The sequence below is a fragment of the Photobacterium panuliri genome, assembly GCF_059920555.1.
In genome coordinates this window covers 2937933-2961561 of sequence record NZ_CP197192.1, presented here as the reverse complement: position 1 = coordinate 2961561, position 23629 = coordinate 2937933, and the positions used below count along the sequence as shown (strand labels likewise).

Below are 23629 nucleotides of genomic sequence, written 5' to 3'. Positions count from 1 at the left end.
TGATTTTTAAACGGAACAACAATGAACACTACGATGAAGACTATTGAGGTAGACGAAGAGCTATATCGCTATATCGCCAGCCAAACCCAGCATATTGGCGAGAGTGCGTCTGATATTCTGCGGCGTTTGCTGATGATGCCGGATCAATCATCGGTTAGCCTGCCAAACGATGTTGTCATGCCGGTTATGCCGAAAGGCATCGTGGTTAGCAAAGATGCGGGTAATCTGGTTCAAACCGATCGCGTGAAGGAAATGCGTTCACTGCTGATCTCTGATGAGTTTGCTGCGCAGGAAAAAGCGATTGGCCGTTTCATGCTGGTTCTGTCCTCGCTTTATCGTATCGATCCGCAAGGATTTGCAGACGCAGCAGCCATTAAAGGCCGAACTCGCGTATATTTCGCCGACAGTGAAGAGACACTGCTGGCCAGCGGTAAAACGACCAAGCCAAAGGCGATTCCACAGACGCCGTTCTGGGTTATCACCAATACGAATACGGACCGTAAGCGTCAGATGGTCGAGCAGCTGATGAGCAAGATGAGCTTCGGTATGGACATCATCGAAAAAGTTTGCGGTGAAATCTAATCGGCATAACGCCTTATAAATTACAAGGATAGGTTAATGGCAATTCATCCTCGTGCAGGGCAGCGCGCCCAGCAAGAAGATATGCACAATATTCCTGCGTTGGTGGCTAATTATTTCTTGATTGAGCCTGATGCGCAAAATCCAGATCAGAAAGTGGCATTTGGTACTTCGGGACACCGAGGTACTGCCGACAAAGGGACCTTCAACCAGCATCACATCTGGGCAATCGCCCAGGCTGTGGCTGAAGTCCGTGCCGCCAATGGTGTGACTGGGCCGCTGTTCTTGGGTAAAGATACCCATGCGCTGTCTGAGCCGGCTTTCTCTTCAACGCTCGAGGTGCTAGTGGCCAATGGCGTTGAGGTGGTTATCCAGCAGGATCGTGGCTATACGCCAACCCCAGGTGTTTCACACGCTATCCTTTGCCATAACAAATTCAATGCGGCAAAAGCTGATGGTATCGTTATTACCCCATCGCACAACCCGCCACAGGACGGGGGTATCAAATACAACCCTGTCCATGGTGGTCCGGCAGAAGGGGCTCTGACGACAGCCATTGAGACTCGTGCCAATGAAATTATCGCGGCAGGTTTGGTGGACGTTAAGCGCGTCTCCATTGATGCGGCGCTGGCGAGCGAGTTGGTTCAAGAGCGTGATCTTGTTGCGCCTTATGTTGATGATCTGGTCAACGTCATCGATATGGCTGCGATTCAGAAAGCCAACCTGAAGATTGGTGTCGATCCGCTGGGCGGTTCGGGTATTGAATACTGGCGGCAGATTGCCAGCCATTACGGCCTCGATCTTACGCTGGTGGATGAGTCTATCGACCCATCGTTCCGCTTTATGTCACTCGACAAAGACGGCGTGGTGCGTATGGACTGCTCGTCGCCTTACGCGATGGCAGGTCTGCTGGCCCACAAAGACAAGTATGATTTGGCATTCGGCAACGATCCGGACTACGACCGCCACGGTATCGTGACGCCGGCTGGCTTGATGAATCCGAACCACTTCTTGGCGGTATGTATTGATTATCTGTACCGCCACCGTCCGGACTGGTCACAAGACGTTGCTGTCGGCAAGACGCTGGTTTCCAGTGCATTGATTGACCGTGTCGTGGCTGATCTCGGCCGTACGCTTTGCGAAGTACCGGTTGGCTTCAAGTGGTTTGTTGACGGGCTATACAGCGGTGAGCTGGGCTTCGGTGGCGAAGAGAGTGCCGGGGCATCGTTCCTGCGAATGAATGGCACGCCATGGTCGACAGATAAAGACGGCATCCTGCTATGTTTGCTGGCAGCCGAAATTACGGCGGTGACGGGCAAGAACCCGCAGCAATACTACGAGGAGCTGGCCGCTAAGCACGGTGCGTCAGCCTACAACCGCCTGCAAGCGGTGGCAAACGGAGCACAGAAGGCGGTGCTGAGTAAGCTGTCGCCTGAGATGGTCTCTGCAGACATGTTGGCCGGTGATGCAATCACTGCCCGCTTGACCCATGCGCCGGGCAATGGGGCGGCTATCGGTGGCCTGAAAGTGACAACTGAAAACGGTTGGTTTGCGGCTCGTCCGTCAGGTACGGAAGATATTTACAAGATCTATTGCGAGAGCTTCAAGGGTGCCGAACACTTGGCATTGATTGAAACAGAAGCACAAGAGATCGTCAGCAAGGTATTTGCTGACGCAGGTCTGTAAGCGTTTTTCGTCTCGCTTCCGAAGAAACGCCCGCATTATGCGGGCGTTTTTTTATGCTTGTCGATCAGCGGTAATTGGGCCAGCTTCCCGGCATGATGAACCACACCGATTGGTCCGGAGCGACGGCCATGCGAGGTCGTCCCACAGCCCGGAGTTCGGATGCTGGGCATGGGGCCAGCGTGTTGAAATCGGGAGGGGCAAGCCAGTCGAACTTGGAGATCGGACGAAGTTCGAGCGCCGGGATCTGCTCGGCGTAGCACCATTTCCCATGCGGGGCGGCAGGGTTGGTGATGATACCGGATCCTTTTCCATGGTCGAATGCTGGATAAAATAATCGGCCTTGCATGATGAGTCGCCGCGTGTCGATTTGGCCATATTTCGTGCTTATGGTGCTATGTCCAGAAAGTGGGAGCTGGTGCTCAAGCATCCGTGCCGATTTCTTGTCCAGTTCATCTCTGGCATTGGGACCGGGCCAGCGTCCTTGGTGGGCAAGGTAGAATTTTATTGCTACCTCCCAGTGCTCAAGCGTGTTTGCGACCCGGTTTTTGACCAGAAAATCCACGGCACCGATGGTTCTGCCTTCCTCACTAACCTGAATTTCTTCTGCAATTAGATGGTAATCGGGATGGTGGATAATCAACTCTCGCCAGAGCCATTGATAATAGAAACCTAACCGCCTGCTGCCGTGGTAATGGCTATGGCGTGGAAGTCTTGCCCGTTGCCTGAAATGGGCTAGCCAAGAAGCGTCGGCAACGAAAGGGTGGCCGCCAAGGAGCGGGGGATGATGCAAAATGGCGGCAAAGTGGTGCTGAATGTATGACTCGGAGTCAATATGGATCACTGGCCTAGTCATTTGGTTATAACCCCACACTTTTTATAATGATAAATGCTAATAACTGATTGAAATTAGGTGGTCTAATCTAGCTTAAATCAATACATTATAAAGAGGTTAGACCAGTTTTAGGCCAATGCCGATACGTGCAAAGGAGGCTATATGTATACGCTCTATTCACCTTTTAGAATTCTGCTGCGCCGTACTTATGTTGTCCTCGTCGGGGTGGTGACTTTTCCGGTTATGATCTTCACCCCGGTTGCAACTCGGGCCCGCCTGTATAGCTATCTGCACAAAGTTTGGCTGAAGACGAGCACCAAGCCTGTCTGGTTGACGCAGACAGAAGAGGCCGCACGCTCTTTATTGATAGCCTAGATGAGTAGGCCTGGCGATTTATTTCGGTGGGCCACTGTCCGTTGTTGCCATATTTTCCTCTGCTCCAGCTTTCCCTTTTCCCTCAAGGGGCTATTCCCATTCCTACATTTTAAGTGAACTTGGGTATAATCACCCCATAAGACCGCTGGGAAGGAAGCGAAAATGAACAATATCAAATTGGAATCCCTGCTCAACGAATTGTTGAGCCCGCACCTCATCAAAGATTACTGTCCGAATGGCTTGCAGGTCGAAGGTAAGTCTGAAGTGAAGAAGATCATCACCGGTGTTACAGCCTGTCAGGCATTGATAGAGCGAGCCATCGAGGAGCAGGCTGACGCGATTTTGGTCCATCACGGTTTTTTCTGGAAGGGGGAGCCAGCAGAGATCCGTGGGATGAAATACCGTCGGATCAAGGCATTGATCGAAAACGGTATCAACCTGTATGCCTACCATCTGCCGCTTGATATCCACCCTACGCTGGGCAACAACGCCAAGTTGGCCGAATTGCTGGATATCGAGGTTCTTGGCGGGCTTGAAGCCGGTAATCCTCATTCTGTGGCTATTTACGGCCAGTTTGCCGAGCCGTTGAGTGGTGAGGAGCTTGCCGCCCGTATTTCGATGACCCTACAGCGCGAGCCACTTCATATCGGTGATAATGCGCCGGCTGAAATAAAAACGGTCGGTTGGTGTACGGGGGGCGGTCAGGATTTTATTGAATTAGCGGCTCAAAAAGGATTGGATGCCTTTATTTCTGGTGAAATATCAGAGCGGACTGTACATATTTCGCGAGAATTAGGAATTCATTATTATAGTGCCGGTCACCATGCTACAGAACGTTACGGCATTAAATCATTAGGTCAGTACCTTGCTGAAAAATATCAGTTTGATATTACCTATATTGATATTGATAATCCGGTTTAAATAAAAATTAACAAAAACATGAGCAATAAAAGGCTCTGCATGGCTATGCAGGGCCTTTATTTTTTGTTGTGAAATTTCATTATTCGGGAAAATAGAGGGGTGAACTCTGTTATAACGCGGTCTTATTCATATTTTGTTTCAGTATCTTTGTTGGTTGTCGGTATTAACCGGTTTAATGATTGATACTTGTCAATGAAGCATCCTGAATCGCAAATTTGCTATCGAAATATAATTACAGCTGAATTCTCATTCGATAATTTAAAAATACTCGTATGAATTAATGATTTTTATTTATTCAGAAACTATTCAGGGATGTTAATAAATTAGTGGGATATTAATTCCCAATAATCACGAGTGTTTATTAATTTATCTGTTCAGTCATTACTTTTTATCAGCGCTTTATTTTCTGATGTTGGCTGAATATATATTGAATGGAGATTGTCCAATGAGCAGAAAGTGGTTTACCGAAACGACTGACAAGACCGTGTCCATGCTGGAGACATCGGTCGAGTCGGGTTTGAGGCAAGGGGATGTGGATGCACGCCGCGCGCAGTATGGGGCCAATGAGTTGCAAGAGCAGGCGGGCAAGTCCGCGCTTGAACTCTTCGTGCATCAGTTTAAGAACCCCTTGATATTTATTCTCGGTATTGGTGCCATCGTATCCTTCGTGACTGGCCATATGGTGGATGCCGTTGCCATTACCGTGATTATCTTCATCAATGCGCTTATTGCCTTCTGGCAAGAATACAAGGCCCAGAAAGGGATGGAAGCATTGCGCGAAATGGCGGCACCGACGGCACAGGTTAAGCGTGACGGTGTGTGGGTTGATATCCCGGCGCGCGAGATAGTGCCGGGGGATATTCTGAAGATCAGTACCGGTGACATTCTGGCGGCAGATGTGCGGATTATCGAGGCGAACCGCCTTGCGATAGACGAGGCGGCATTGACTGGGGAATCAGAGCCTGTCGACAAGTCGGTTGAGGCCCTGGCTGACAGCCATATTGGCTTGGGCGATCAGGTCAATATGGGGTTTATGACCACCATTGTCACCTCGGGGACCGGGCTGGGGATTGTCGTTGGCACGGGAATGAAAACCGAAGTCGGCCATATTGCCGATATGATGGCGAACACCGAAGAAACCAAAACGCCGATGCAGGTGCGGATGGACACCATCGCCAAAACCTTGATGGTTGCGGCACTGGGGGTAGTGGCTGTTGTGTGTGCGATCGGGCTATACCACGGTATGCCGTGGCTTGAGCTGCTAAATACCGGGATTTCGTTGTCTGTGGCAGCTATCCCTGAGGGCTTGCCGACCGTGGTCTCCATTGTCCTGACGATGGGGTCGACGCGGATGGTCAAGAACAATGCGTTGGCAAAGCAGCTTTCAGCCATTGAGACGCTAGGATCGACGACGGTCATTTGTTCGGACAAGACCGGCACCCTGACCCAGAACCAGATGCAGGTGATGAAGGCCTATGATGCATCGGGCCGTTACTGGGAAGTGTCTGGCAAAGGGTTTGACCCTCATGGGGAGTTCAAGCCTCTGGCGCATGGTACGGCGGTGACGGGCAGTCCGGAAATGATGAAAGGCTTGGTTGTCGCGACACTGTGTAATGAGGCCGAGTATATCCAGAACGATGGTCAATACAGCGTCCGCGGGAACCCGACGGAGGGGGCGTTGATTGTTGCAGCGGCTAAGGCTGGTTTGGAGCAGGGCAAGATGCTGGCGGGAGGCGGGTACCATATCGTCGAGAAATTCCCGTTTGACTCAGCGCGCAAGATGGCCTCGGTGATTGTCCGAGATCCGGAAGGCAAGCACTTCCTTGCGATAAAAGGTGCACCAGATGTGGTTCTTCGCAATGCCTCTGGCTTTATGGTCAATGGCGAGGTTGTGGCTCATCAGCAAGCTGCTGTGCAAGGGAACCTAGTTGTTGCGAACGCATCAGCCCAGCAGCAGGTTGCAGACTATGAGGCTGCCATCCAGAACTTTGCCGAGCAGGCTCTGCGTACACTGGCTGTAGGGTTTAGGGAGCTGTCGGCGGAAGATCTCAAGCGGGATCATCAGGAGTTGGAACAGGATGTCACTATCCTTGGCCTGTACGGTATTATGGATCCGCCGCGCCCCGAAGTGCGCGATGCCGTTGAGAGTTGCTATCAGGCAGGGGTACGGACGGTCATGATCACCGGTGATCATGCCCTTACCGCTGCCGCTATTGCCAAAGATATAGGGATTATCCGCTCGGAGGGTGACCGTGTCGTGACAGGCAGCGAACTCGATGACATGGACGATGACGAGCTACACCGGATTTGCCCGAAAGTGGCGGTGTTTGCCCGGGTGACACCTGAGCATAAGCTGCGGATAGTGCAGGCACAGCAGTACAACAACGAGGTTGCCGCGATGACAGGAGATGGGGTCAATGATGCACCGGCCTTGCGTCGAGCGGATATAGGCGTCGCTATGGGGATCGCGGGTACATCGGTGGCGAAGGACTCCGGTGACCTGATCTTGCTGGATGACAATTTCAGCACCATCGTCAAGGCTGTGCGTCAAGGGCGCCAGATCTTCGACAACCTGCGTAAGTTTATCCGTCAGGCTCTGACCGCGAACGTAGGGGAGGTATCGGTCATTTTGTTTGCCTTCCTGCTAATGGGGCCGGAGGCGATATTGCCGCTGACGCCGCTGATGATCCTCTGGATCAACCTGGTCTCTGATGGCCTGCCGGCCTTGGCGCTGGGCGTTGAGCCGGAAGAGAAGGACTTGATGGATCGCAAACCGCGCAAGCGCAATGAAGGTTTCTTCAGTGACTACCTCGGGGCCCGTATTGTTGCCCGTGGCTTGGCCTTGGGTAGCATGAGCTATGTAGCATTCAGCTGGGCGCTGGAGGCAGGGCAGAGTGCTGCGTATGCCCAGACGATGGCCTTTGCCATGCTGGTTTTCGCCCAGCTATGGCATCTGTTCGACTCGCGTACATTCACTACTTTGTATCGAAAGAACCCGTTTACGAACCGTTATTTGCTGGGGGCGGTTGCGTTGTCAGCTACCCTCTCGCTGGGGGTTATCTATACGGGTATCGGCCAGTTGATTTTCAACACCGAAGCTCTGAGCGGGGCGCATCTGTTCGGGGTGATCTTGCTCTCTTCATTGCCGACCTTGGTGCTATCAGGGATCAAAGAGCTTACCAAGATCAAGTTTGTTTGATGGCGAATCCAATAAAGACAAAAAGGGCCGTAAGGCCCTTTTTTAGTTTGGTTAGTTTGTAAAGCGCTGCCGGCGCTGTTATTCGCGTTCGTGCAACGGGCTGAACTCGCGCTGGGTGTAGCCGGTATAAAGCTGGCGAGGTCGACCGATACGGTTGCCCGGATCGTTGTGCATCTCATTCCAATGAGCAATCCAGCCAATGGTACGTGACATCGCGAAGATCACGGTAAACATGGAGACCGGAATACCGATGGCCTTCAGGATGATACCCGAGTAGAAGTCGACGTTAGGGTAGAGCTTCTTCTCAATGAAGTATTCGTCCGATAGGGCGATACGCTCAAGTTCCATGGCGACATCAAGCAGTGGGTCCTGAATACGGAGTTCGTCCAAGACATCATGGCAGGCTTCGCGCATGACTGTCGCGCGTGGGTCGTAGTTCTTGTAAACACGGTGACCAAAGCCCATCAGGCGGAACGGGTCGTCTTTGTCCTTGGCGCGCTCGATGAACTCAGGGATCTTGTCTACGCTGCCAATTTCTTCGAGCATCTTGAGGCAGGCTTCGTTGGCGCCGCCATGGGCTGGTCCCCATAGCGAGGCGATACCGGCGGCAATACAGGCGAATGGGTTGGCACCCGATGAACCGGCCAAGCGCACAGTCGAGGTCGAGGCATTCTGCTCATGGTCGGCGTGCAGGGTGAAAATTTTGTCCATGGCTCGGGCGACAACAGGGCTGACTTCGTATTCCTCACAAGGGGTAGCAAACATCATATGGAGGAAATTTTCGGCGTAGTCCAAATCGTTGCGAGGGAAGATAAACGGTTGGCCAATGGAATATTTGTAACACATCGCGGCAAGCGTTGGCATCTTCGATAGTAGGCGGAACGCCGTGATTTCACGGTGCGTATCGTTGTTGATATCCAGAGAGTCGTGGTAGAAGGCCGCCAGCGCACCAACCACCCCGCACATTACGGCCATTGGGTGAGCATCGCGGCGGAAGCCGTGGAAGAAGCTGGAGATCTGCTCATGCACCATAGTATGGCGTGTTACCGTGGTACGGAATGTCTCGTACTGTTCGCGGGTAGGTGCTTCGCCGTAAAGCAGGATATAGCACACCTCAAGGTAATCGGCATTATTGGCTAGCTGGTCAATTGGGAAGCCACGATGCAGCAAGATACCCTTGTCACCGTCGATATAGGTAATTTGAGATTCACATGATGCAGTGGCTAGAAAACCAGGGTCGAATGTAAAGTAACCGTTAGCGCCAAGCTGACGTACATCAATCACTTCAGGCCCTTCAGTGCCCCCGATGATCGGCAGTTCCACGGGTGCGTTCCCTTCAATATGAAGAGTAGCTTTCTTGTCTGCCATAACAATCTCCTTTGTATTTTATTATCCAAATCCGAGATGGATGTACAATTGTTGTACCGTCAGCGCTGGTAAATGTCAATTTTTGTACTTGCTTGTGTGCTCATGTTAAAAACTTTGGCTAAAAAAGTGCGAATTTCTAAAAGCGTGTTAGAGGTCATGTTACCAAGTTTGTAATTGGTTGTTGCGGGGCGTATACTCGCGGCAGGCCTCTGGTTCTGCCGCCGCCAGAAGAAATACGGAAGTTATCAATAAAAATTAGTAAGTTAGGTTTAACTCTGTTCTACCTTTTACGTGGAACATTTTTGCAACCTCAGGTTACGCAATCGTTAACGACGGTGTTGGGCTGAAGCGGAAACGGAGAGTGATAACAATAACATTGCTTCAATGGAGCTGAGTGAGCAATCACCGTGAAAGTAAATAAGCCAAGACCTGTAAACCTCGACCTGCAGACGATTCGCTTTCCCTTGACAGCGATAGCGTCGATCCTACATCGCGTCTCCGGCGTGATTACCTTTGTTGCCGTGGCTATCTTGCTATGGCTGCTAGGCCTTTCCTTGTCCTCCCCTGAAGGTTTCGATACGGCAGCCGGCGTCGTCGATAGCTTCTTCATCAAGTTTGTGCTTTGGGGAATACTGACCGCCCTGTTTTACCATATGGTTGTTGGTATTCGGCACTTGCTGATGGATATGGGATATTTCGAAGAGATGGAATCGGGCATTCTCAGTGCCAAAGTGAGCTTTGGTATCGTGGCTGTCCTGTCGCTCTTTGCGGGAGGCTTAGTATGGTAAACAACGTTTCTACAGTGGGTCGCAATGGCGTGCACGATTTTATTCTGGTCCGTGCCACAGCGATCATCCTCACCCTTTATACCCTCTACATGGTCGGTTTTTTCGCCTTCGGGCCGGAGCTGAACTTCGAAACCTGGTCGGCCTTTTTTGGCAGGCTGAGCACCAAAGTCTTTACCATGCTGGCTCTGCTGTCGGTATTGGTTCATGCCTGGATTGGCCTCTGGCAGGTGCTAACCGATTACATCAAACCGGCGGCTTTGCGTGCCGGGCTTCAGTTTGTGGTAGTGGCCATTTTATTGGTCTACCTATTTTCAGGTTTCTTTATCGTGTGGGGTGCGTAAGTGAGCATTGCAATTCGTGAGTTTGATGCCGTTGTGATCGGCGCTGGCGGTGCGGGTATGCGTGCCGCCCTACAAATTTCTGAGCAGGGCCTGAAATGCGCTCTGTTGTCCAAAGTTTTTCCAACCCGCTCCCATACGGTTTCGGCCCAGGGGGGGATTACGGTTGCACTGGGGAATTCACACCCAGACAACTGGCAGTGGCACATGTACGACACCGTGAAGGGGTCGGATTACATTGGTGATCAGGATGCCATTGAGTATATGTGCAAGACCGGGCCGCAATCGGTGATCGAGCTGGAGAAGATGGGGCTGCCGTTTTCCCGTTTTGATAATGGCTCTATTTACCAGCGACCTTTCGGCGGCCAGTCCAAAGAGTTCGGCGGAGAGCAGGCTGCCCGTACCGCAGCGGCGGCAGACCGAACAGGGCACGCCCTGTTGCATACCCTTTACCAGCAAAATATCAAGCACCGAACGACGATTTTCTCCGAGTGGTACGCCTTGGATCTGGTCAAGAACCAAGATGGTGCGATTCTAGGTTGTACGGCACTGTGCATGGAAACGGGGGAAATCTGTTACTTCAAATCGAAAGCGACGATTTTGGCAACAGGTGGGGCCGGACGTATCTATGCATCGACTACCAATGCCCATATCAATACCGGAGACGGTGTCGGCATGGCGCTACGAGCAGGTGTGCCGATGCAGGATATGGAAATGTGGCAATTCCACCCGACGGGCATTGCCGGGGCCGGGGTGCTGGTAACCGAAGGCTGCCGAGGCGAAGGGGGCTATTTGCTGAACAAAGACGGTGAGCGTTTCATGGAGCGCTATGCGCCGAATGCCAAGGATCTGGCCGGTCGTGATGTGGTTGCACGCTCGATGATGGTAGAGATCCGCGAAGGGCGTGGTTGTGATGGGCCATGGGGGCCGCATATTAAGCTCAAGATGGATCACCTTGGTAAAGAGGTTCTGGAATCGCGTCTGCCGGGTATCTGCGAGCTGTCCAGAACGTTTGCCCATGTCGATCCGGTCAAAGAGCCGATCCCGGTGATCCCGACTTGCCACTATATGATGGGCGGTGTGCCGACTCAGGTATCTGGCCAGGCGATTAGACAAAATGCCACGGGGGGAGACGTGGAGGTTCAGGGTTTGTTTGCCTGTGGTGAAATTGCCTCGGTTTCTGTTCATGGCGCCAATCGTCTGGGGGGTAACTCCTTGCTTGACCTTGTGGTATTTGGCCGTGCGACTGGCTTGCATCTTGGCGAGACATTGCTGGCCCAGGCGGAAGCTAGTCCGGCGACGGAGTCGGATATTGAAGCATCATTGGAACGCCTGAACCGTTGGAACAATACCCAGAAAGGGGAAGACCCTGTTCAGATCCGCAAGGATTTGCAGACCTGTATGCAGAACAATTTCTCGGTCTTTCGCGAAGGTGAGGCGATGGCCAAGGGGCTTGACGAGCTGAAAGTGATCCGTGACCGCCTCAAAGACGCTCGCCTTGATGACACTTCGAGCGAATTCAACACCCAGCGTATCGAGTGTCTAGAACTCGATAACTTGATGGAAACGGCCTTTGCGACAGCGGTTGCGGCAAACTACCGGACCGAAAGCCGGGGCGCGCATGCCCGTTTTGACTTCCCTGAGCGTGACGATGAAAACTGGTTGTGCCATTCCATTTATGATCCTGAGACAGAAGCGATGTCGAAGCGTAATGTGAATATGGCACCGGTTTATCGTGAGGCATTTCCGCCGAAGGCACGTACCTACTGAGGGAGGGAAAGAATATGAAGTTGAATTTCTCGATTTATCGCTATAACCCGGACGTAGACAATGCCCCGCACATGAAGGGTTATACGCTTGATGTGCCTGAAGGTTCGGACATGATGGTACTTGATGCACTCATTCTACTCAAAGAGCAGGATCCGAGCTTGGCATTTCGCCGTTCTTGCCGCGAAGGGGTATGCGGCTCAGATGGCGTCAACATGAACGGAAAGAATGGCCTTGCTTGTATTACCCCGCTGTCAGCTCTTGCCGGACAAAGTACTATTGTTATCCGTCCGTTGCCGGGGTTACCGGTGATCCGTGATTTGATCATCGATATGGAGCAGTTCTATATCAATTATGCCAAGGTGAAGCCTTTCTTGATTAATGATGGTCAGCCCCCGGCGCGCGAAAATTTGCAGTCACCGGAAGAAAGGGCGCATCTTGACGGCTTGTATGAGTGCATCATGTGTGCATGTTGCTCGACGTCGTGCCCGTCATTTTGGTGGAACCCTGATAAGTTTGTTGGGCCCGCTGGCTTGCTTGCCGCCTACCGTTGGTTGATTGATAGCCGCGATACCGCGACTGATGAGCGTTTATCCGATCTTGACGATGCTTTTAGTGTTTTTCGTTGCCATGGCATCATGAACTGTGTAAATGTTTGTCCTAAGGGACTAAATCCGACCAAAGCAATTGGTCACATCAAATCGATGTTGCTCAAGCGAGCAGTTTAGGGAAAAGAATTATCGATATGCTGGCAGCCATTGCCAAGGCGGTGCTGTCAGCCTCAAGGCCGGCGTTGAGACCGGCAATATGGCGATAACTAGTGGTTAAGGGAAAACAATGCAGAACGGCGTTATGAAGACTTGGTTAGAGTCTTCACACCTGGCTGGCGCCAATGCAACTTATGTAGAGGATCTCTACGAGTTGTATCTCAGCGACCCAGAATTAGTCGACGAGGCATGGCGTCATGTATTTGATGATCTGCCAGTTGTGAATGCGACAGTTGTGGAACAACCGCATTCGCGCGTGCGTGACTATTTCCGGCGTTTGGCAAAAGAAACAACCTATCAAAGTGCTACCGTCAATGATCCTGATGTTGATGCCAAGCAGGTAAGGGTATTGCAGCTTATTAATGCCTATCGCTTCCGTGGGCATCAGCATGCAAATCTTGATCCTTTGGGGTTATGGCAGCAGGAGCGAGTTCCGGATCTTGATCCTGAATTCCATAACCTGACGGCGGATGACTTCAACGAAACGTTTAATGTCGGCTCCTTTGCCATTGGTCAGGAGACGATGCAACTGACAGAATTGTACGACGCGCTGAAGAAGACCTATTGTGGTTCGATTGGTGCCGAGTACATGCATATCACTAATACTGAAGAGAAACGCTGGATCCAGCAGCGTTTGGAGTCGGTGGTAGGCAGGGGCTTGTTCACCAAGGAAGAGAAGCTGGCGTTTCTTGATGAACTGACGGCTGCCGAGGGGCTTGAGCGTTATCTTGGGGCTAAATTCCCGGGGGCCAAGCGATTCTCATTGGAAGGTGGTGACGCTCTGATCCCAATGGTCAAGGAACTGATCCGCCATGCGGGCTGTAATGGGGCTCGTGAGGTTGTGATCGGCATGGCCCACCGTGGCCGTTTGAATATGCTGGTCAACGTACTGGGCAAGAAGCCACAAGACTTGTTCGATGAGTTTGCCGGCAAGCACGGTGAGTCTTGGGGTACCGGTGATGTGAAATACCATCAGGGGTTCTCGGCGGACTTTGCCACCCCGGGCGGCGATGTGCATTTGGTGCTGGCCTTCAACCCGTCTCACCTTGAAATCGTCAACCCTGTGGTTGTGGGGTCGGTTCGCGCCCGTCAGGATCGCCTTGGCGATAAAGATGGCTCGCAAGTATTGCCGATCACCATTCATGGCGACTCTGCGGTGGCAGGGCAGGGTGTTGTGGCCGAGACCTTCAATATGTCTCAGTCGCGAGGCTACCGTGTTGGCGGTACGGTTCGCATCGTGGTGAACAACCAGATCGGTTTTACCACCTCAAACCCGCACGATACCCGTTCAACCCAGTACTGTACTGACATTGCGAAAATGGTGCAGGCACCTATTTTCCATGTAAACGCGGATGATCCCGAAGCTGTTGCCTTCGTGACCCGTATTGCCCTTGACTACCGCAATACCTTCAAGCGCGACGTGGTGATCGATTTGGTGTGTTACCGTCGCCATGGTCACAACGAGGCCGATGAGCCTAATGCGACTCAGCCGCTGATGTACCAGAAAATCAAGAAGCACCCGACACCTCGCAAGATCTACGCCGATACCTTGACCGATGAGGGGACGGTAGATCTGGAGACGGCAACCGTGCTGATCAACGAGTATCGTGATTCGCTAGATCGCGGCGAATGTGTCGTCAAGGAATGGCGGCCGATGAAACTCCACTCGGTTGATTGGGCACCTTATCTTGGGCATGACTGGACCGTTGACTGGAACAACAAGGTTGATGCTAAGCGTCTGATTGAACTTGCCAACCGTGTGTGTCAGTTCCCTGAAAGCCATAAGCTGCAAAGCCGTGTTCAGAAGCTTTACAATGATCGTCTAGCGATGGCTGCTGGCGAGAAGGCGATCGACTGGGGCATGGCGGAAACATTGGCTTATGCTACCTTGGTTGACGAGGGTAACCGGATCCGAATTACCGGGCAGGACTCTGGCCGGGGCACATTCTTCCATCGCCATTCAGTGTTGCACAATCAGAATGATGCGAGCACGTATATCCCGTTGGCCAACATTCATGATAAGCAAGGGCCATTTCAGGTATTTGACTCCGTGTTGTCGGAAGAGGCAGTACTGGCATTCGAATACGGTTACGCCACCGCAGAACCGGGGGGCCTGACTATCTGGGAAGCTCAGTTCGGTGATTTCGCGAACGGGGCACAGGTGGTGATTGACCAGTTCATCAGTTCTGGTGAGCAAAAGTGGGGACGGATGTGTGGCTTGACCATGCTGCTGCCACACGGTTACGAAGGGCAAGGTCCCGAGCACTCATCGGCCCGCCTTGAGCGTTATCTCCAGCTGTGTGCCGAGCAGAATATGCAGGTGGTGATACCGTCGACGCCTGCTCAGGTCTACCATATGCTCCGCCGTCAGGTTGTACGCCCGATGCGCCGTCCGCTGGTGGTGATGTCACCCAAGTCGTTGCTGCGTCACCCTCTATGTACCTCAACCCTTGATGAGCTGGCAAACGGTACTTTCCAGCCAGCGATTGGCGAGGTGGATGAGCTTGATCCTAAACAGGTCAAGCGCGTGGTGATGTGTTCCGGTAAGGTGTACTACGACTTGCTTGAGCAGCGTCGCAAGAACGAGCAGAACGATGTGGCAATCATCCGTATCGAGCAGCTCTACCCATTCCCTAAAGAAGATGTTGAAGCTGCCTTGGCTGGCTATCAGCATGTTACCAATTTCGTATGGTGCCAGGAAGAGCCCCAGAACCAAGGTGCGTGGTATTCTAGCCAGCACAATTTCCGTTCGGTGCTCCCTGCCGGCGCCCAGTTGGAATATGCAGGCCGTCCGGCTTCTGCGTCACCGGCTGTCGGCTATATGTCGGTTCACCTGAAACAGCAAAAAGCGTTGGTTGACGACGCACTAACAATAGACAAATAAGAACTGGAACAAAAAGGACACACCGATATGACGATCGAAATTCTGGTTCCCGATCTACCTGAATCAGTTGCAGACGCAACGGTAGCAACTTGGCACAAACAGCCTGGTGATGCCGTGACGCGTGATGAAGTTCTGGTTGATATCGAAACAGATAAAGTAGTGCTGGAAGTGCCAGCGCCGGAAGACGGTATTCTTGAAGCCATCCTTGAACAGGAGGGCACTACGGTACTGACCAAGCAGCTTTTGGGCAAAATCAAAGCGGGCGCGGTTGCCGGCGAGCCAACGCTGGATATTCCTACGGAAGCGGAGGCATCACCAAACAAGCGCAATACCGCGGCACTTGCTGAGGAAACCAATGAGGCCCTAAGTCCAGCGGTACGACGTCTGTTGGGCGAACACGGTATTAGCCCGTCTGATGTTAAAGGCTCTGGGGTTGGTGGACGTATTACCCGTGAAGATGTTGAGGCCTACCTCAAAGAAGGGAATGCGGCGCCTGCACCAACGGTAGCAGCGGCAGAAGTGAAACCTGAAATGCCATTGGCTCACCGCAGTGAGAAACGCGTTCCGATGACCCGTCTTCGCAAGCGAGTTGCAGAGCGATTGCTGGAAGCGAAAAACAGTACTGCGATGCTGACAACGTTTAACGAAGTCAACATGAAGCCAATCATGGATTTGCGCAAGCAGTACAAAGACGTGTTCGAGGAGCGCCACGGTATCCGTCTTGGGTTTATGTCCTTCTACGTTAAGGCTGTGGTTGAGGCACTCAAGCGCTACCCTGAGGTGAACGCATCGCTCGATGGCGATGATATTGTTTACCACAACTACTTCGATGTCAGCATTGCGGTATCGACACCTCGCGGCCTGGTGACCCCTGTGCTGCGCGACTGCGATAAGCTGAGTCTGGCTGAAATTGAAAAAGGGATCCGTGATCTTGCGATTAAGGGCCGAGACGGCAAGCTGACGGTTGATGAGTTGACCGGCGGTAACTTCACCATTACCAACGGCGGGGTATTCGGTTCGCTGATGTCGACCCCGATCATCAACCCGCCTCAGGCTGCCATCTTGGGTATGCATAAGATCCAGGACCGCCCGATGGCCGTTGATGGTAAGGTCGAAATCTTGCCGATGATGTACCTAGCCCTGTCTTACGACCACCGCTTGATTGATGGCCGCGAATCTGTGGGTTACCTAGTGACCATCAAAGAGCTTCTCGAAGACCCAACACGCCTGCTTTTGGACGTGTAACGCTTTTGCCCCGGTAAGATCGGCTCACATCGTACCGGGGCAGTTTGAGCGACAACGAAGGAATACCCCAGAGTGTTCCATATGGATATAATGATTCCCCAAGGGATATGACAACGGATAGAACATCATGAATTTGCATGAATATCAGGCTAAACAGCTGTTCGCCGAATACGGTCTGCCAGTTCCAGAAGGTTATGCTTGCGACACGCCACAGGAAGCGGCGGAAGCGGCGGGAAAAATTGGCGGCGACAAGTGGGTCGTCAAATGCCAAGTTCACGCGGGAGGCAGAGGTAAAGCCGGCGGCGTTGAACTACATGATACCAAAGAGGGTGTGAAAGCATTTGCCCAAAAGTGGCTGGGCAAGAATTTAGTCACTTATCAGACCGATAGTAATGGTCAGCCTGTTTCCAAAATTTTGGTTGAAGAGGCATCGAATATTGCCAGCGAGCTGTATCTCGGGGCTGTTGTTGATCGTGGCACACGTCGTATTGTGTTTATGGCATCGACTGAAGGTGGGGTTGAAATAGAAAAGGTTGCCGAAGAAACACCAGAAAAAATCCACAAGGCAGCTATTGATCCTCTTGTCGGCCCGCAGCCTTATCAAGGCCGTGAGCTGGCTTTCAAACTTGGCCTCAAAGGCGAACAGATTAAGCAGTTCACCAAGATATTCCTCGGTTTGGGACAGATGTTCTCAGACTATGATTTAGCCCTTCTTGAAATTAATCCGCTGGTGATCACTGGCGATGACAACCTCCTTTGCCTTGATGGCAAAATCAATATTGATGCCAATGCGCTCTATCGCCAGCCAAAGCTGCGTGAAATGCATGACCCTTCTCAGGAAGACGAGCGCGAAGCCCATGCTGCACTGTGGGAGCTGAACTATGTTGCCCTCGATGGCAGTATCGGCTGTATGGTCAACGGTGCGGGTTTGGCAATGGGGACGATGGATATCGTCAATTTGCATGGTGGTAAGCCTGCCAACTTCCTTGATGTCGGTGGCGGTGCAACCAAAGAGCGCGTTACCGAGGCGTTCAAAATTATTCTCTCCGACAGCAACGTGAAAGCGGTTTTGGTGAATATTTTCGGTGGCATAGTCCGTTGTGACCTGATTGCCGAAGGCATTATTGGGGCAGTGGAAGAGGTTGGCGTCAAAGTGCCGGTTGTGGTTCGCCTCGAAGGCAATAACGCAGAGTTGGGCGCCAAGACACTGGCCGAAAGCGGCTTGAACATTATTGCAGCGACCTCCCTGACGGAAGCCGCGGAGAAAGTAGTAGCAGCAGCGGAGGGTCAATAATGTCAATTCTAATTAATAAAGACACCAAAGTGATTTGCCAAGGGTTTACTGGTGGTCAGGGTACTTTTCATTCAGAGCAGGCCATTGCTTACGGTACCCAGATGGTCGGTGGGGTGTCGCCGGGTAAGGGCGGCACCATGCATCTAGGTTTGCCGGTTTTCAATACCGTGCGTGAGGCCGTAGAGGCAACAGGCGCAACAGCGACGGTGATTTACGTTCCGGCCCCATTTTGCAAAGACGCGATCTTGGAGGCGATTGATGCCGGCATTCAGCTGATCGTGACCATTACCGAGGGTATTCCGACGTTGGATATGCTCGACGTGAAGGTTCGCCTTGATGAGGCGGGTGTGCGGATGATCGGCCCGAACTGTCCAGGGGTGATCACTCCTGATGAGTGTAAAATAGGTATTATGCCTGGCCATATTCACAAAGCAGGTAAGGTCGGTATTGTTTCGCGCTCGGGCACCTTGACCTATGAGGCGGTGAAGCAGACGACGGATGAAGGTTTTGGCCAGTCGAGCTGTGTCGGTATCGGTGGCGATCCGATCCCCGGTTCAAACTTTATCGATATTTTGGCAATGTTTGAGCAGGATCCGGCGACTGAGGCGATTGTAATGATCGGTGAGATAGGCGGTACGGCAGAAGAAGAAGCTGCCGCCTATATCAAGGAGCATGTTACCAAACCCGTTGTCTCATATATTGCAGGCGTGACAGCCCCTCCCGGTAAGCGTATGGGTCATGCCGGTGCAATTATTTCTGGCGGCAAGGGGACGGCTGAAGACAAGTTTCAGGCTCTTGAGGCAGCAGGTGTGAAAACTGTTAAAAGCCTGGCTGATATCGGCAAGGCGCTCCGTGATGTGACCGGTTGGTAAATGCCGGCTTAGAGTCAAAAATTAACAACCCGCCGCTTGGCGGGTTTTTTTATGATAAATTATAGGGATACCTTTGGATGATAGGTAAGCCCCATGATGATTAGGTTATATGCGATAGTTGTGATCGGGATGATGGCAGCGGCTGTGCCCGCTGTCGCGAAAGAAGATAAGGAGGGGTACGAAACATGCATTCTTGAGCATGTGCCGCCTTCAGAAAATGCCGTGGCCACCAACCTCATGACAAATGCCTGCCATCGGCTGTTTATCGATAATTTTATGCTCTCTGACAAGGATCGGGCTTACTTTGAGTGCCAGCTGCAATATTTGCCTGTAGTGAAAAATGATCAGGCCGCTTTTCAGGTGAAGGCGACTTGCAACAAGCGGCATCGCAGTTTGTTTAACTAGTTTGGGACCGCGAATGATAGCTATAAAAAAACAGCCCGAGGTGGGCTGTTTTTTTTATTAGCCGTTAAGCTTCCGAGCGTCTTAGCTGGCTCACAAGGAAGAGTATTGCCGCAGAGACAACCACTGACGGGCCTGCCGGTGTGTCATAGTGCCATGACATAGCCAGTCCCATAACAACGGCAATGGAGCCGATCAGAGACGCTAGCCCGGCCATCATTTCTGGGCTTTGCGAGAAACGGCGTGCCGTAGCTGCTGGGATGATCAGTAGTGATGTGATGATCAAGGCGCCGACAAACTTCATGGCCACAGCAATCACCAAGCCGACCATTAGCATTAGTAGCAAACGCATTAGATCGACATTGACGCCTTCCACTTGGGCCAGATCCTCGTTGATGGTCATGGAGAGCAGTGGGCGCCATAGATAAACCAGCATGGCGATGACAACCAGCCCGCCACCGTAGATCCAATATAGGTCGAGCGGGGTCACGGCGAGCAGATCACCAAATAGGTATGACATCAGGTCAATTCGAACGTGATCGAGAAAGCTGACGGCAACCAGACCGAGCGACAAGGCGCTGTGTGCCAATATCCCGAGCAGGGTATCTGTCGCCACGACTTTTTGTTTTTGCAAGCTCACCAAAATCACGGCGAGGGCCAAGCAGCAGATGATCAAGGCTAAATTCAGGTTGATATCGAACAGGAACCCGAGGGCGATCCCCAGCAGTGAGGCGTGCGAGAGCGTATCGCCGAAATAGGCCATTTTTCGCCATACCACAAATGAGCCTAGTGGGCCGGCCAATACGGCGATACCGATCCCTGCGATCAGGGCTGGGAGCAGAAACTCAAGCATTGTTTTTCTCGTGCTGTTCTGGGTGATGATGGTGTTGGCATGGGCCGATCGGGCTGCCCGCCAGGTCATGCTCATGGTTGTGGTGGTGCTGGTACAGCGCCAGTTGTTCGCTTTGTTGGCGACCGAACAATGCGACGTACGACGGATGGTTGGTAATGGATTCCGGGGCACCGGAGCAGCATACATGGTGGTGGAGACAAATCACGTTGTCTGTTTTGGCCATTACCAGATGCAGGTCGTGCGACACCATCAATATCGCGCAGTTGAGTTTGTCGCGTAGTGACTGAATCAGGCTGTAGAGCTCAAGTTGGCCGTTGACGTCAACGCCCTGCACCGGTTCATCTAACACCAGCAAGTCCGGTTTTTGCAACAAGGCACGGGAAAGCAGTACGCGCTGCATTTCACCGCCAGATAGCGAATGCATGTTACTGTGGTGGAGATGCTGGCCGCCCACAAGTTCAAGTGCATGAACGCGGTCGGTTTCACTGTAGCGACCCGCAAGCCGCATAAAGCGGTCGACAGTCAGTGGCAGCGAGCTATTAAGTGCCAGTTTTTGTGGAACATAACCAATACGCAATCCCTTTTGGCGTATAACTTTACCGGCACTGACTTTACGCAGGCCGGTAATGACTTTGACAAGAGTCGACTTGCCGGCCCCGTTCGGGCCGATTAAGGTCGTGATCTGGCCCCTTTCAACTTTCAAGGATACCTGATCCAGTACATGGCGTTCGCCAAAGGTGACTGTGACCGTCTGTAATTCAACTAGAGTTGTCATGATTTCTTTGCTAAAGGTATTTGCCAAAGTGAGATGTTATAATATAACATTTCGTCTGGTTGTTGTATTACTAAAATTTTAGGGACACATATTATGCGCCGTTTATTACTTTCCTGCAGCTCCTTCGCGCTAATGATTTCTTCATATGCACAGGCTGATGAGCTCAATATTGTCACGACAGTGAAACCGCTCAATATGATTGTCCAGGAAATTACACAGGGTGTAGCAACGAGCGAGACCTTGTTGCCGCCGGGGGTATCTCCGCATGATTACGCTTTGCGTCCATCTGATGCCAAAAAACTCCATGAGGCGGATCTTGTGGTGTGGGGTGGCCCGGAATTGGAAATGTTCCTGACCAAGATCCTCGATGGCAAAGAGAATGCGCTTGCGCTGACTCGCAGCGAGGGCATTGATTTCCGTCATTACACTGATGAGGCTCATGATGAACATGAACATGAACATGATACTCATCATGATCACGATACCCATGCCCACCACGAGGGGGAGCACCACGATGAGCACCATGGCCACAGCCATGAGGGGATCGATCCGCATTTGTGGCTAGGGCCAAACCAAGCCGTTCAGGCTGCCAGTGCAGTGGCGCAAAAGCTGATCGAGATTGACCCGTTGCACAAACAGCAATATGAGGCTAACCTTTCGCGCTTTGCTGCTGATGTCAAATCAGCACGTGCAGATATTACCAAGCAGCTTGAGCCTGTCGTCGATCACGGCTATTTCGTTTTCCACGACGGCTATGGCTATTTTGAGCAGAGCTTCGGTCTGAACCAGTTGGGTCATTTTACCGTAGAGCCAGATCGTCGCCCAGGGGCTAAAACCTTGATTGCTATCCGCTCTTCGCTAAAGGATGCCAAGGCTACATGTGTCTTTAGCGAGCCGCAATTTTCCCCTGCTGTCGTTGATAGTGTTGTTCGTGGAACCGGCGTGAAAATTGAGACTCTGGATCCGATGGCAACTGATATCGCTGAAGGGCAGGGGGGCTATACCCGCTTCTTGCGTCAGCTTGGTAATACCTTCGCGCAATGTTTAACCAATTGATAAGATAAATGAATAAAGTTAAGGGGGCGGTGGCGGCCTTGCGTGAGCTGCCTCGCCAACATCGTTTTGCGCTTGGATCAATATCGTTTTTCCTGCTTGCTGTATTTCTCTGGCAACCAGAGCCAGATTCTTCGGGCCAGGTTGTCGGGGAGCCTTTGCGCAAGACGGTGGCCATTCCACTGACGGATCTTGATATTCTTTCTGAGCAGAACAGTGAACCGCTTGGGGCCGCAATTGATCCACAAGACCCTGATTTTCAAGCGCCAAAAGATGAATTGGATCAACAGCTGGCAGAGAATGTGACGGTTGCCCATAGTCATCAGGTGGCAGCTGGCGAGAATCTGAGTGCTATTTTCCAGCAATATGGCTTGCCATTGGCCGATATGTATCAATTGGTCGCTGCGGATCGATCTATCCAGAATTTGGGTGTTGGCCAGACGCTGACATGGACCTTGGATGATAGCGGGCGGGTGGCCGAGTTGCAGATAAAGCGATCGGCCAAGATCCGAGACGAGTATAAATTGGGTGCCTCTGGCTATCAGTACCGGCAGCATGAAGAGACGGGCGTGCTAAAACCGGTGATGCTGACGGGGCGGGTATCTGGCAGTTTTTATAACTCGGCATTGGCTGCAGGGCTGACGCCTAGCCAAATCCAGACGCTGGTGCAGGCATTGCAGTGGCGTTTTGATTTCGGCCGTGATGCGCGCAAAGGGGATCGTTTTGCCGTTGCTGTCGAGCGGGAGTTTATCGATGGCAAGGCCGTTAGCCGAGGAACAGTCAAGGCATTGCACTACCTGTCAGGTAGCCGTGATGTGTTTGTGATGCGATATAGCGACGGCCAGTTCTATGACGAGAGCGGGCAGAGCCTTAACCGTGCCCTACGCCGTATTCCGTTGGATAAACGTTATCGGATCAGTTCTTCATTTAATCCGCACCGTAAGCACCCGATCACCGGCCGAATATCTCCCCATAACGGGACCGATTTCGCAACGCCAATTGGCACACCGGTTCTTGCCGCAGGGGATGGCGTGGTGGTTAAGGCGCGTAAACACCCTCTGGCTGGCAATTACATTGTTATCAAGCATGGCCGCGAATATACGACGCGTTACTTGCATTTGCATCGGTTGCTCGTCAAGGTTGGTGACCGGGTTGAAATGGGGCAGAGGATCGCTTTGAGTGGTAATACAGGACGCTCAACGGGGCCTCATCTTCATTATGAATTGATCAAGAAAAACCGCCCTGTGAACGCAATGAAAGTTCCATTGCCACAGGCAGCTCCGATACCGTCTTCGCAGCGAGGAGCATTCAAGCAGCAGGCGCAGAAAGAGAAAGCCGCCCTTGCGGATGTGATGCCGGGGTAGCACGTAATATTTGTAATGAAAAAACGCACATTAGTGCGTTTTTTTATGCATTCTGCCTCATTTTATAAATGCCAACTTATAATCATGTGGGGGATGTAGCATAATAGCGATGTGTTGACTTGAATGAATCCGAGTATTCCCCCTGCCGTATGGCTAGATTTATCTCTTTGTTTTCTTTGTGCTTGGTCATAGCCGCCGGAACTCTTTTTCCTGCCCTAGCTTCCAACAACCTCTTCTTTCCGCTTCCTTATCAGGAGGCGGGTAATG

General features: G+C 52.0%; 20 protein-coding genes. 16 read left to right on the top strand and 4 right to left on the bottom strand.

The annotated features are described in order from the left end of the window. Window positions 1–33: 33 nt before the first annotated feature. Window positions 34–582 (top strand): replication initiation negative regulator SeqA, encoded by a 549-nt coding sequence (seqA, locus tag ACSF8X_RS13460; protein WP_047877344.1) that lies wholly within the window; start codon window positions 34–36, stop codon window positions 580–582. A 36-nt stretch (window positions 583–618) separates the two neighbouring features. Beyond that, window positions 619–2265 carry a phosphoglucomutase (alpha-D-glucose-1,6-bisphosphate-dependent) gene (gene pgm, locus ACSF8X_RS13455; protein WP_047877343.1) on the top strand — a complete coding sequence of 549 codons (1647 nt, stop codon included), beginning with the start codon at window positions 619–621 and terminating at the stop codon, window positions 2263–2265. A 64-nt stretch (window positions 2266–2329) separates the two neighbouring features. On the opposite strand, the gene ACSF8X_RS13450 is transcribed toward pgm, so the two are convergent. After that, a complete protein-coding gene (locus ACSF8X_RS13450; RefSeq protein ID WP_500850209.1) occupies window positions 2330–3118 on the bottom strand; it encodes a DUF1853 family protein in 789 nt (262 codons plus the stop codon). A 141-nt stretch (window positions 3119–3259) separates the two neighbouring features. Between ACSF8X_RS13450 and ACSF8X_RS13445 the strand changes: the two genes are divergently transcribed. The 3 genes from ACSF8X_RS13445 to ACSF8X_RS13435 all read left to right on the top strand — a co-directional run bounded on the left by ACSF8X_RS13445 (window position 3260) and on the right by ACSF8X_RS13435 (window position 7592). Continuing rightward, a complete protein-coding gene (locus ACSF8X_RS13445) occupies window positions 3260–3472 on the top strand; it encodes a DUF2517 family protein (RefSeq protein ID WP_047877341.1) in 213 nt (70 codons plus the stop codon). Between the two features lie 162 nt (window positions 3473–3634). Continuing rightward, complete coding sequence (locus tag ACSF8X_RS13440; protein WP_047877340.1) at window positions 3635–4393, top strand: Nif3-like dinuclear metal center hexameric protein; 759 nt, start codon at window positions 3635–3637, stop codon at window positions 4391–4393. 445 nt (window positions 4394–4838) lie between these two features. Next, a complete protein-coding gene (locus tag ACSF8X_RS13435) occupies window positions 4839–7592 on the top strand; it encodes a cation-translocating P-type ATPase (RefSeq protein ID WP_500850208.1) in 2754 nt (917 codons plus the stop codon). A 78-nt stretch (window positions 7593–7670) separates the two neighbouring features. On the opposite strand, the gene ACSF8X_RS13430 is transcribed toward ACSF8X_RS13435, so the two are convergent. Continuing rightward, complete coding sequence (locus tag ACSF8X_RS13430) at window positions 7671–8960, bottom strand: citrate synthase (protein WP_047877338.1); 1290 nt, start codon at window positions 8958–8960, stop codon at window positions 7671–7673. 407 nt (window positions 8961–9367) lie between these two features. Between ACSF8X_RS13430 and sdhC the strand changes: the two genes are divergently transcribed. The 9 genes from sdhC to ACSF8X_RS13385 all read left to right on the top strand — a co-directional run bounded on the left by sdhC (window position 9368) and on the right by ACSF8X_RS13385 (window position 19320). Next, window positions 9368–9748 carry a succinate dehydrogenase cytochrome b556 subunit gene (gene sdhC / locus ACSF8X_RS13425; RefSeq protein WP_047877337.1) on the top strand — a complete coding sequence of 127 codons (381 nt, stop codon included), beginning with the start codon at window positions 9368–9370 and terminating at the stop codon, window positions 9746–9748. Then, complete coding sequence (gene sdhD / locus ACSF8X_RS13420; RefSeq protein ID WP_047877336.1) at window positions 9742–10089, top strand: succinate dehydrogenase, hydrophobic membrane anchor protein; 348 nt, start codon at window positions 9742–9744, stop codon at window positions 10087–10089. The genes sdhC and sdhD overlap by 7 nt, the downstream gene beginning before the upstream one ends. Beyond that, window positions 10090–11856 carry a succinate dehydrogenase flavoprotein subunit gene (sdhA, locus tag ACSF8X_RS13415; protein WP_500850207.1) on the top strand — a complete coding sequence of 589 codons (1767 nt, stop codon included), beginning with the start codon at window positions 10090–10092 and terminating at the stop codon, window positions 11854–11856. 14 nt (window positions 11857–11870) lie between these two features. Beyond that, window positions 11871–12581 carry a succinate dehydrogenase iron-sulfur subunit gene (locus ACSF8X_RS13410; RefSeq protein ID WP_047877334.1) on the top strand — a complete coding sequence of 237 codons (711 nt, stop codon included), beginning with the start codon at window positions 11871–11873 and terminating at the stop codon, window positions 12579–12581. Window positions 12582–12690: 109 nt separating this feature from the next. After that, entirely contained in the window at window positions 12691–15504 is a 2814-nt protein-coding gene (gene sucA / locus ACSF8X_RS13405) for a 2-oxoglutarate dehydrogenase E1 component (RefSeq protein ID WP_500850206.1), read from the top strand. Between the two features lie 27 nt (window positions 15505–15531). Continuing rightward, window positions 15532–16749 (top strand): 2-oxoglutarate dehydrogenase complex dihydrolipoyllysine-residue succinyltransferase, encoded by a 1218-nt coding sequence (odhB, locus tag ACSF8X_RS13400; RefSeq protein ID WP_500850205.1) that lies wholly within the window; start codon window positions 15532–15534, stop codon window positions 16747–16749. Between the two features lie 127 nt (window positions 16750–16876). Then, window positions 16877–18043 carry an ADP-forming succinate--CoA ligase subunit beta gene (gene sucC, locus ACSF8X_RS13395; protein WP_500850204.1) on the top strand — a complete coding sequence of 389 codons (1167 nt, stop codon included), beginning with the start codon at window positions 16877–16879 and terminating at the stop codon, window positions 18041–18043. Further along, a complete protein-coding gene (gene sucD / locus ACSF8X_RS13390; RefSeq protein WP_047877330.1) occupies window positions 18043–18915 on the top strand; it encodes a succinate--CoA ligase subunit alpha in 873 nt (290 codons plus the stop codon). Before sucC ends, sucD begins: the two co-directional genes overlap by 1 nt. Window positions 18916–19008: 93 nt before the next feature. Continuing rightward, window positions 19009–19320, top strand: a complete 312-nt coding sequence (locus tag ACSF8X_RS13385; protein WP_047877329.1) for a VF_A0006 family four-cysteine protein — start codon at window positions 19009–19011, stop codon at window positions 19318–19320. A gap of 64 nt (window positions 19321–19384) precedes the next feature. Here ACSF8X_RS13385 and znuB read toward each other — a convergent pair whose 3' ends face one another. Further along, the gene (znuB, locus tag ACSF8X_RS13380; RefSeq protein ID WP_047877328.1) at window positions 19385–20170 is read right to left on the bottom strand and encodes a zinc ABC transporter permease subunit ZnuB; all 786 of its coding nucleotides are present in this window, start codon (window positions 20168–20170) and stop codon (window positions 19385–19387) included. Continuing rightward, window positions 20163–20945: a zinc ABC transporter ATP-binding protein ZnuC gene (gene znuC / locus ACSF8X_RS13375; protein WP_047877327.1), complete on the bottom strand. Its 783-nt coding sequence runs from the start codon at window positions 20943–20945 to the stop codon at window positions 20163–20165. Before znuC ends, znuB begins: the two co-directional genes overlap by 8 nt. Before the next feature lie 93 nt (window positions 20946–21038). On the opposite strand from znuC, the gene znuA reads away from it, so the two are divergent. Both znuA and mepM read left to right on the top strand, forming a co-directional pair. Then, window positions 21039–22001, top strand: a complete 963-nt coding sequence (znuA, locus tag ACSF8X_RS13370; protein ID WP_500850203.1) for a zinc ABC transporter substrate-binding protein ZnuA — start codon at window positions 21039–21041, stop codon at window positions 21999–22001. Between the two features lie 8 nt (window positions 22002–22009). Then, window positions 22010–23362: a murein DD-endopeptidase MepM gene (mepM, locus tag ACSF8X_RS13365; protein ID WP_500850202.1), complete on the top strand. Its 1353-nt coding sequence runs from the start codon at window positions 22010–22012 to the stop codon at window positions 23360–23362. The last annotated feature ends 267 nt before the right edge of the window (window positions 23363–23629 follow it).

What these genes read in the sequence shown, in the direction of transcription:
- seqA (WP_047877344.1), top strand. Translation starts at nt 34, where the DNA reads ATGAAGACTATTGAGGTAGACGAAGAGCTATATCGCTATATCGCCAGC.
- pgm (WP_047877343.1), top strand. Translation starts at nt 619, where the DNA reads ATGGCAATTCATCCTCGTGCAGGGCAGCGCGCCCAGCAAGAAGATATG.
- ACSF8X_RS13450 (WP_500850209.1), bottom strand. Translation starts at nt 3,118, where the DNA reads ATGACTAGGCCAGTGATCCATATTGACTCCGAGTCATACATTCAGCAC.
- ACSF8X_RS13445 (WP_047877341.1), top strand. Translation starts at nt 3,260, where the DNA reads ATGTATACGCTCTATTCACCTTTTAGAATTCTGCTGCGCCGTACTTAT.
- ACSF8X_RS13440 (WP_047877340.1), top strand. Translation starts at nt 3,635, where the DNA reads ATGAACAATATCAAATTGGAATCCCTGCTCAACGAATTGTTGAGCCCG.
- ACSF8X_RS13435 (WP_500850208.1), top strand. Translation starts at nt 4,839, where the DNA reads ATGAGCAGAAAGTGGTTTACCGAAACGACTGACAAGACCGTGTCCATG.
- ACSF8X_RS13430 (WP_047877338.1), bottom strand. Translation starts at nt 8,960, where the DNA reads ATGGCAGACAAGAAAGCTACTCTTCATATTGAAGGGAACGCACCCGTG.
- sdhD (WP_047877336.1), top strand. Translation starts at nt 9,742, where the DNA reads ATGGTAAACAACGTTTCTACAGTGGGTCGCAATGGCGTGCACGATTTT.
- ACSF8X_RS13410 (WP_047877334.1), top strand. Translation starts at nt 11,871, where the DNA reads ATGAAGTTGAATTTCTCGATTTATCGCTATAACCCGGACGTAGACAAT.
- sucA (WP_500850206.1), top strand. Translation starts at nt 12,691, where the DNA reads ATGCAGAACGGCGTTATGAAGACTTGGTTAGAGTCTTCACACCTGGCT.
- odhB (WP_500850205.1), top strand. Translation starts at nt 15,532, where the DNA reads ATGACGATCGAAATTCTGGTTCCCGATCTACCTGAATCAGTTGCAGAC.
- sucC (WP_500850204.1), top strand. Translation starts at nt 16,877, where the DNA reads ATGAATTTGCATGAATATCAGGCTAAACAGCTGTTCGCCGAATACGGT.
- sucD (WP_047877330.1), top strand. Translation starts at nt 18,043, where the DNA reads ATGTCAATTCTAATTAATAAAGACACCAAAGTGATTTGCCAAGGGTTT.
- ACSF8X_RS13385 (WP_047877329.1), top strand. Translation starts at nt 19,009, where the DNA reads ATGATGATTAGGTTATATGCGATAGTTGTGATCGGGATGATGGCAGCG.
- znuB (WP_047877328.1), bottom strand. Translation starts at nt 20,170, where the DNA reads ATGCTTGAGTTTCTGCTCCCAGCCCTGATCGCAGGGATCGGTATCGCC.
- znuC (WP_047877327.1), bottom strand. Translation starts at nt 20,945, where the DNA reads ATGACAACTCTAGTTGAATTACAGACGGTCACAGTCACCTTTGGCGAA.
- znuA (WP_500850203.1), top strand. Translation starts at nt 21,039, where the DNA reads ATGCGCCGTTTATTACTTTCCTGCAGCTCCTTCGCGCTAATGATTTCT.
- mepM (WP_500850202.1), top strand. Translation starts at nt 22,010, where the DNA reads ATGAATAAAGTTAAGGGGGCGGTGGCGGCCTTGCGTGAGCTGCCTCGC.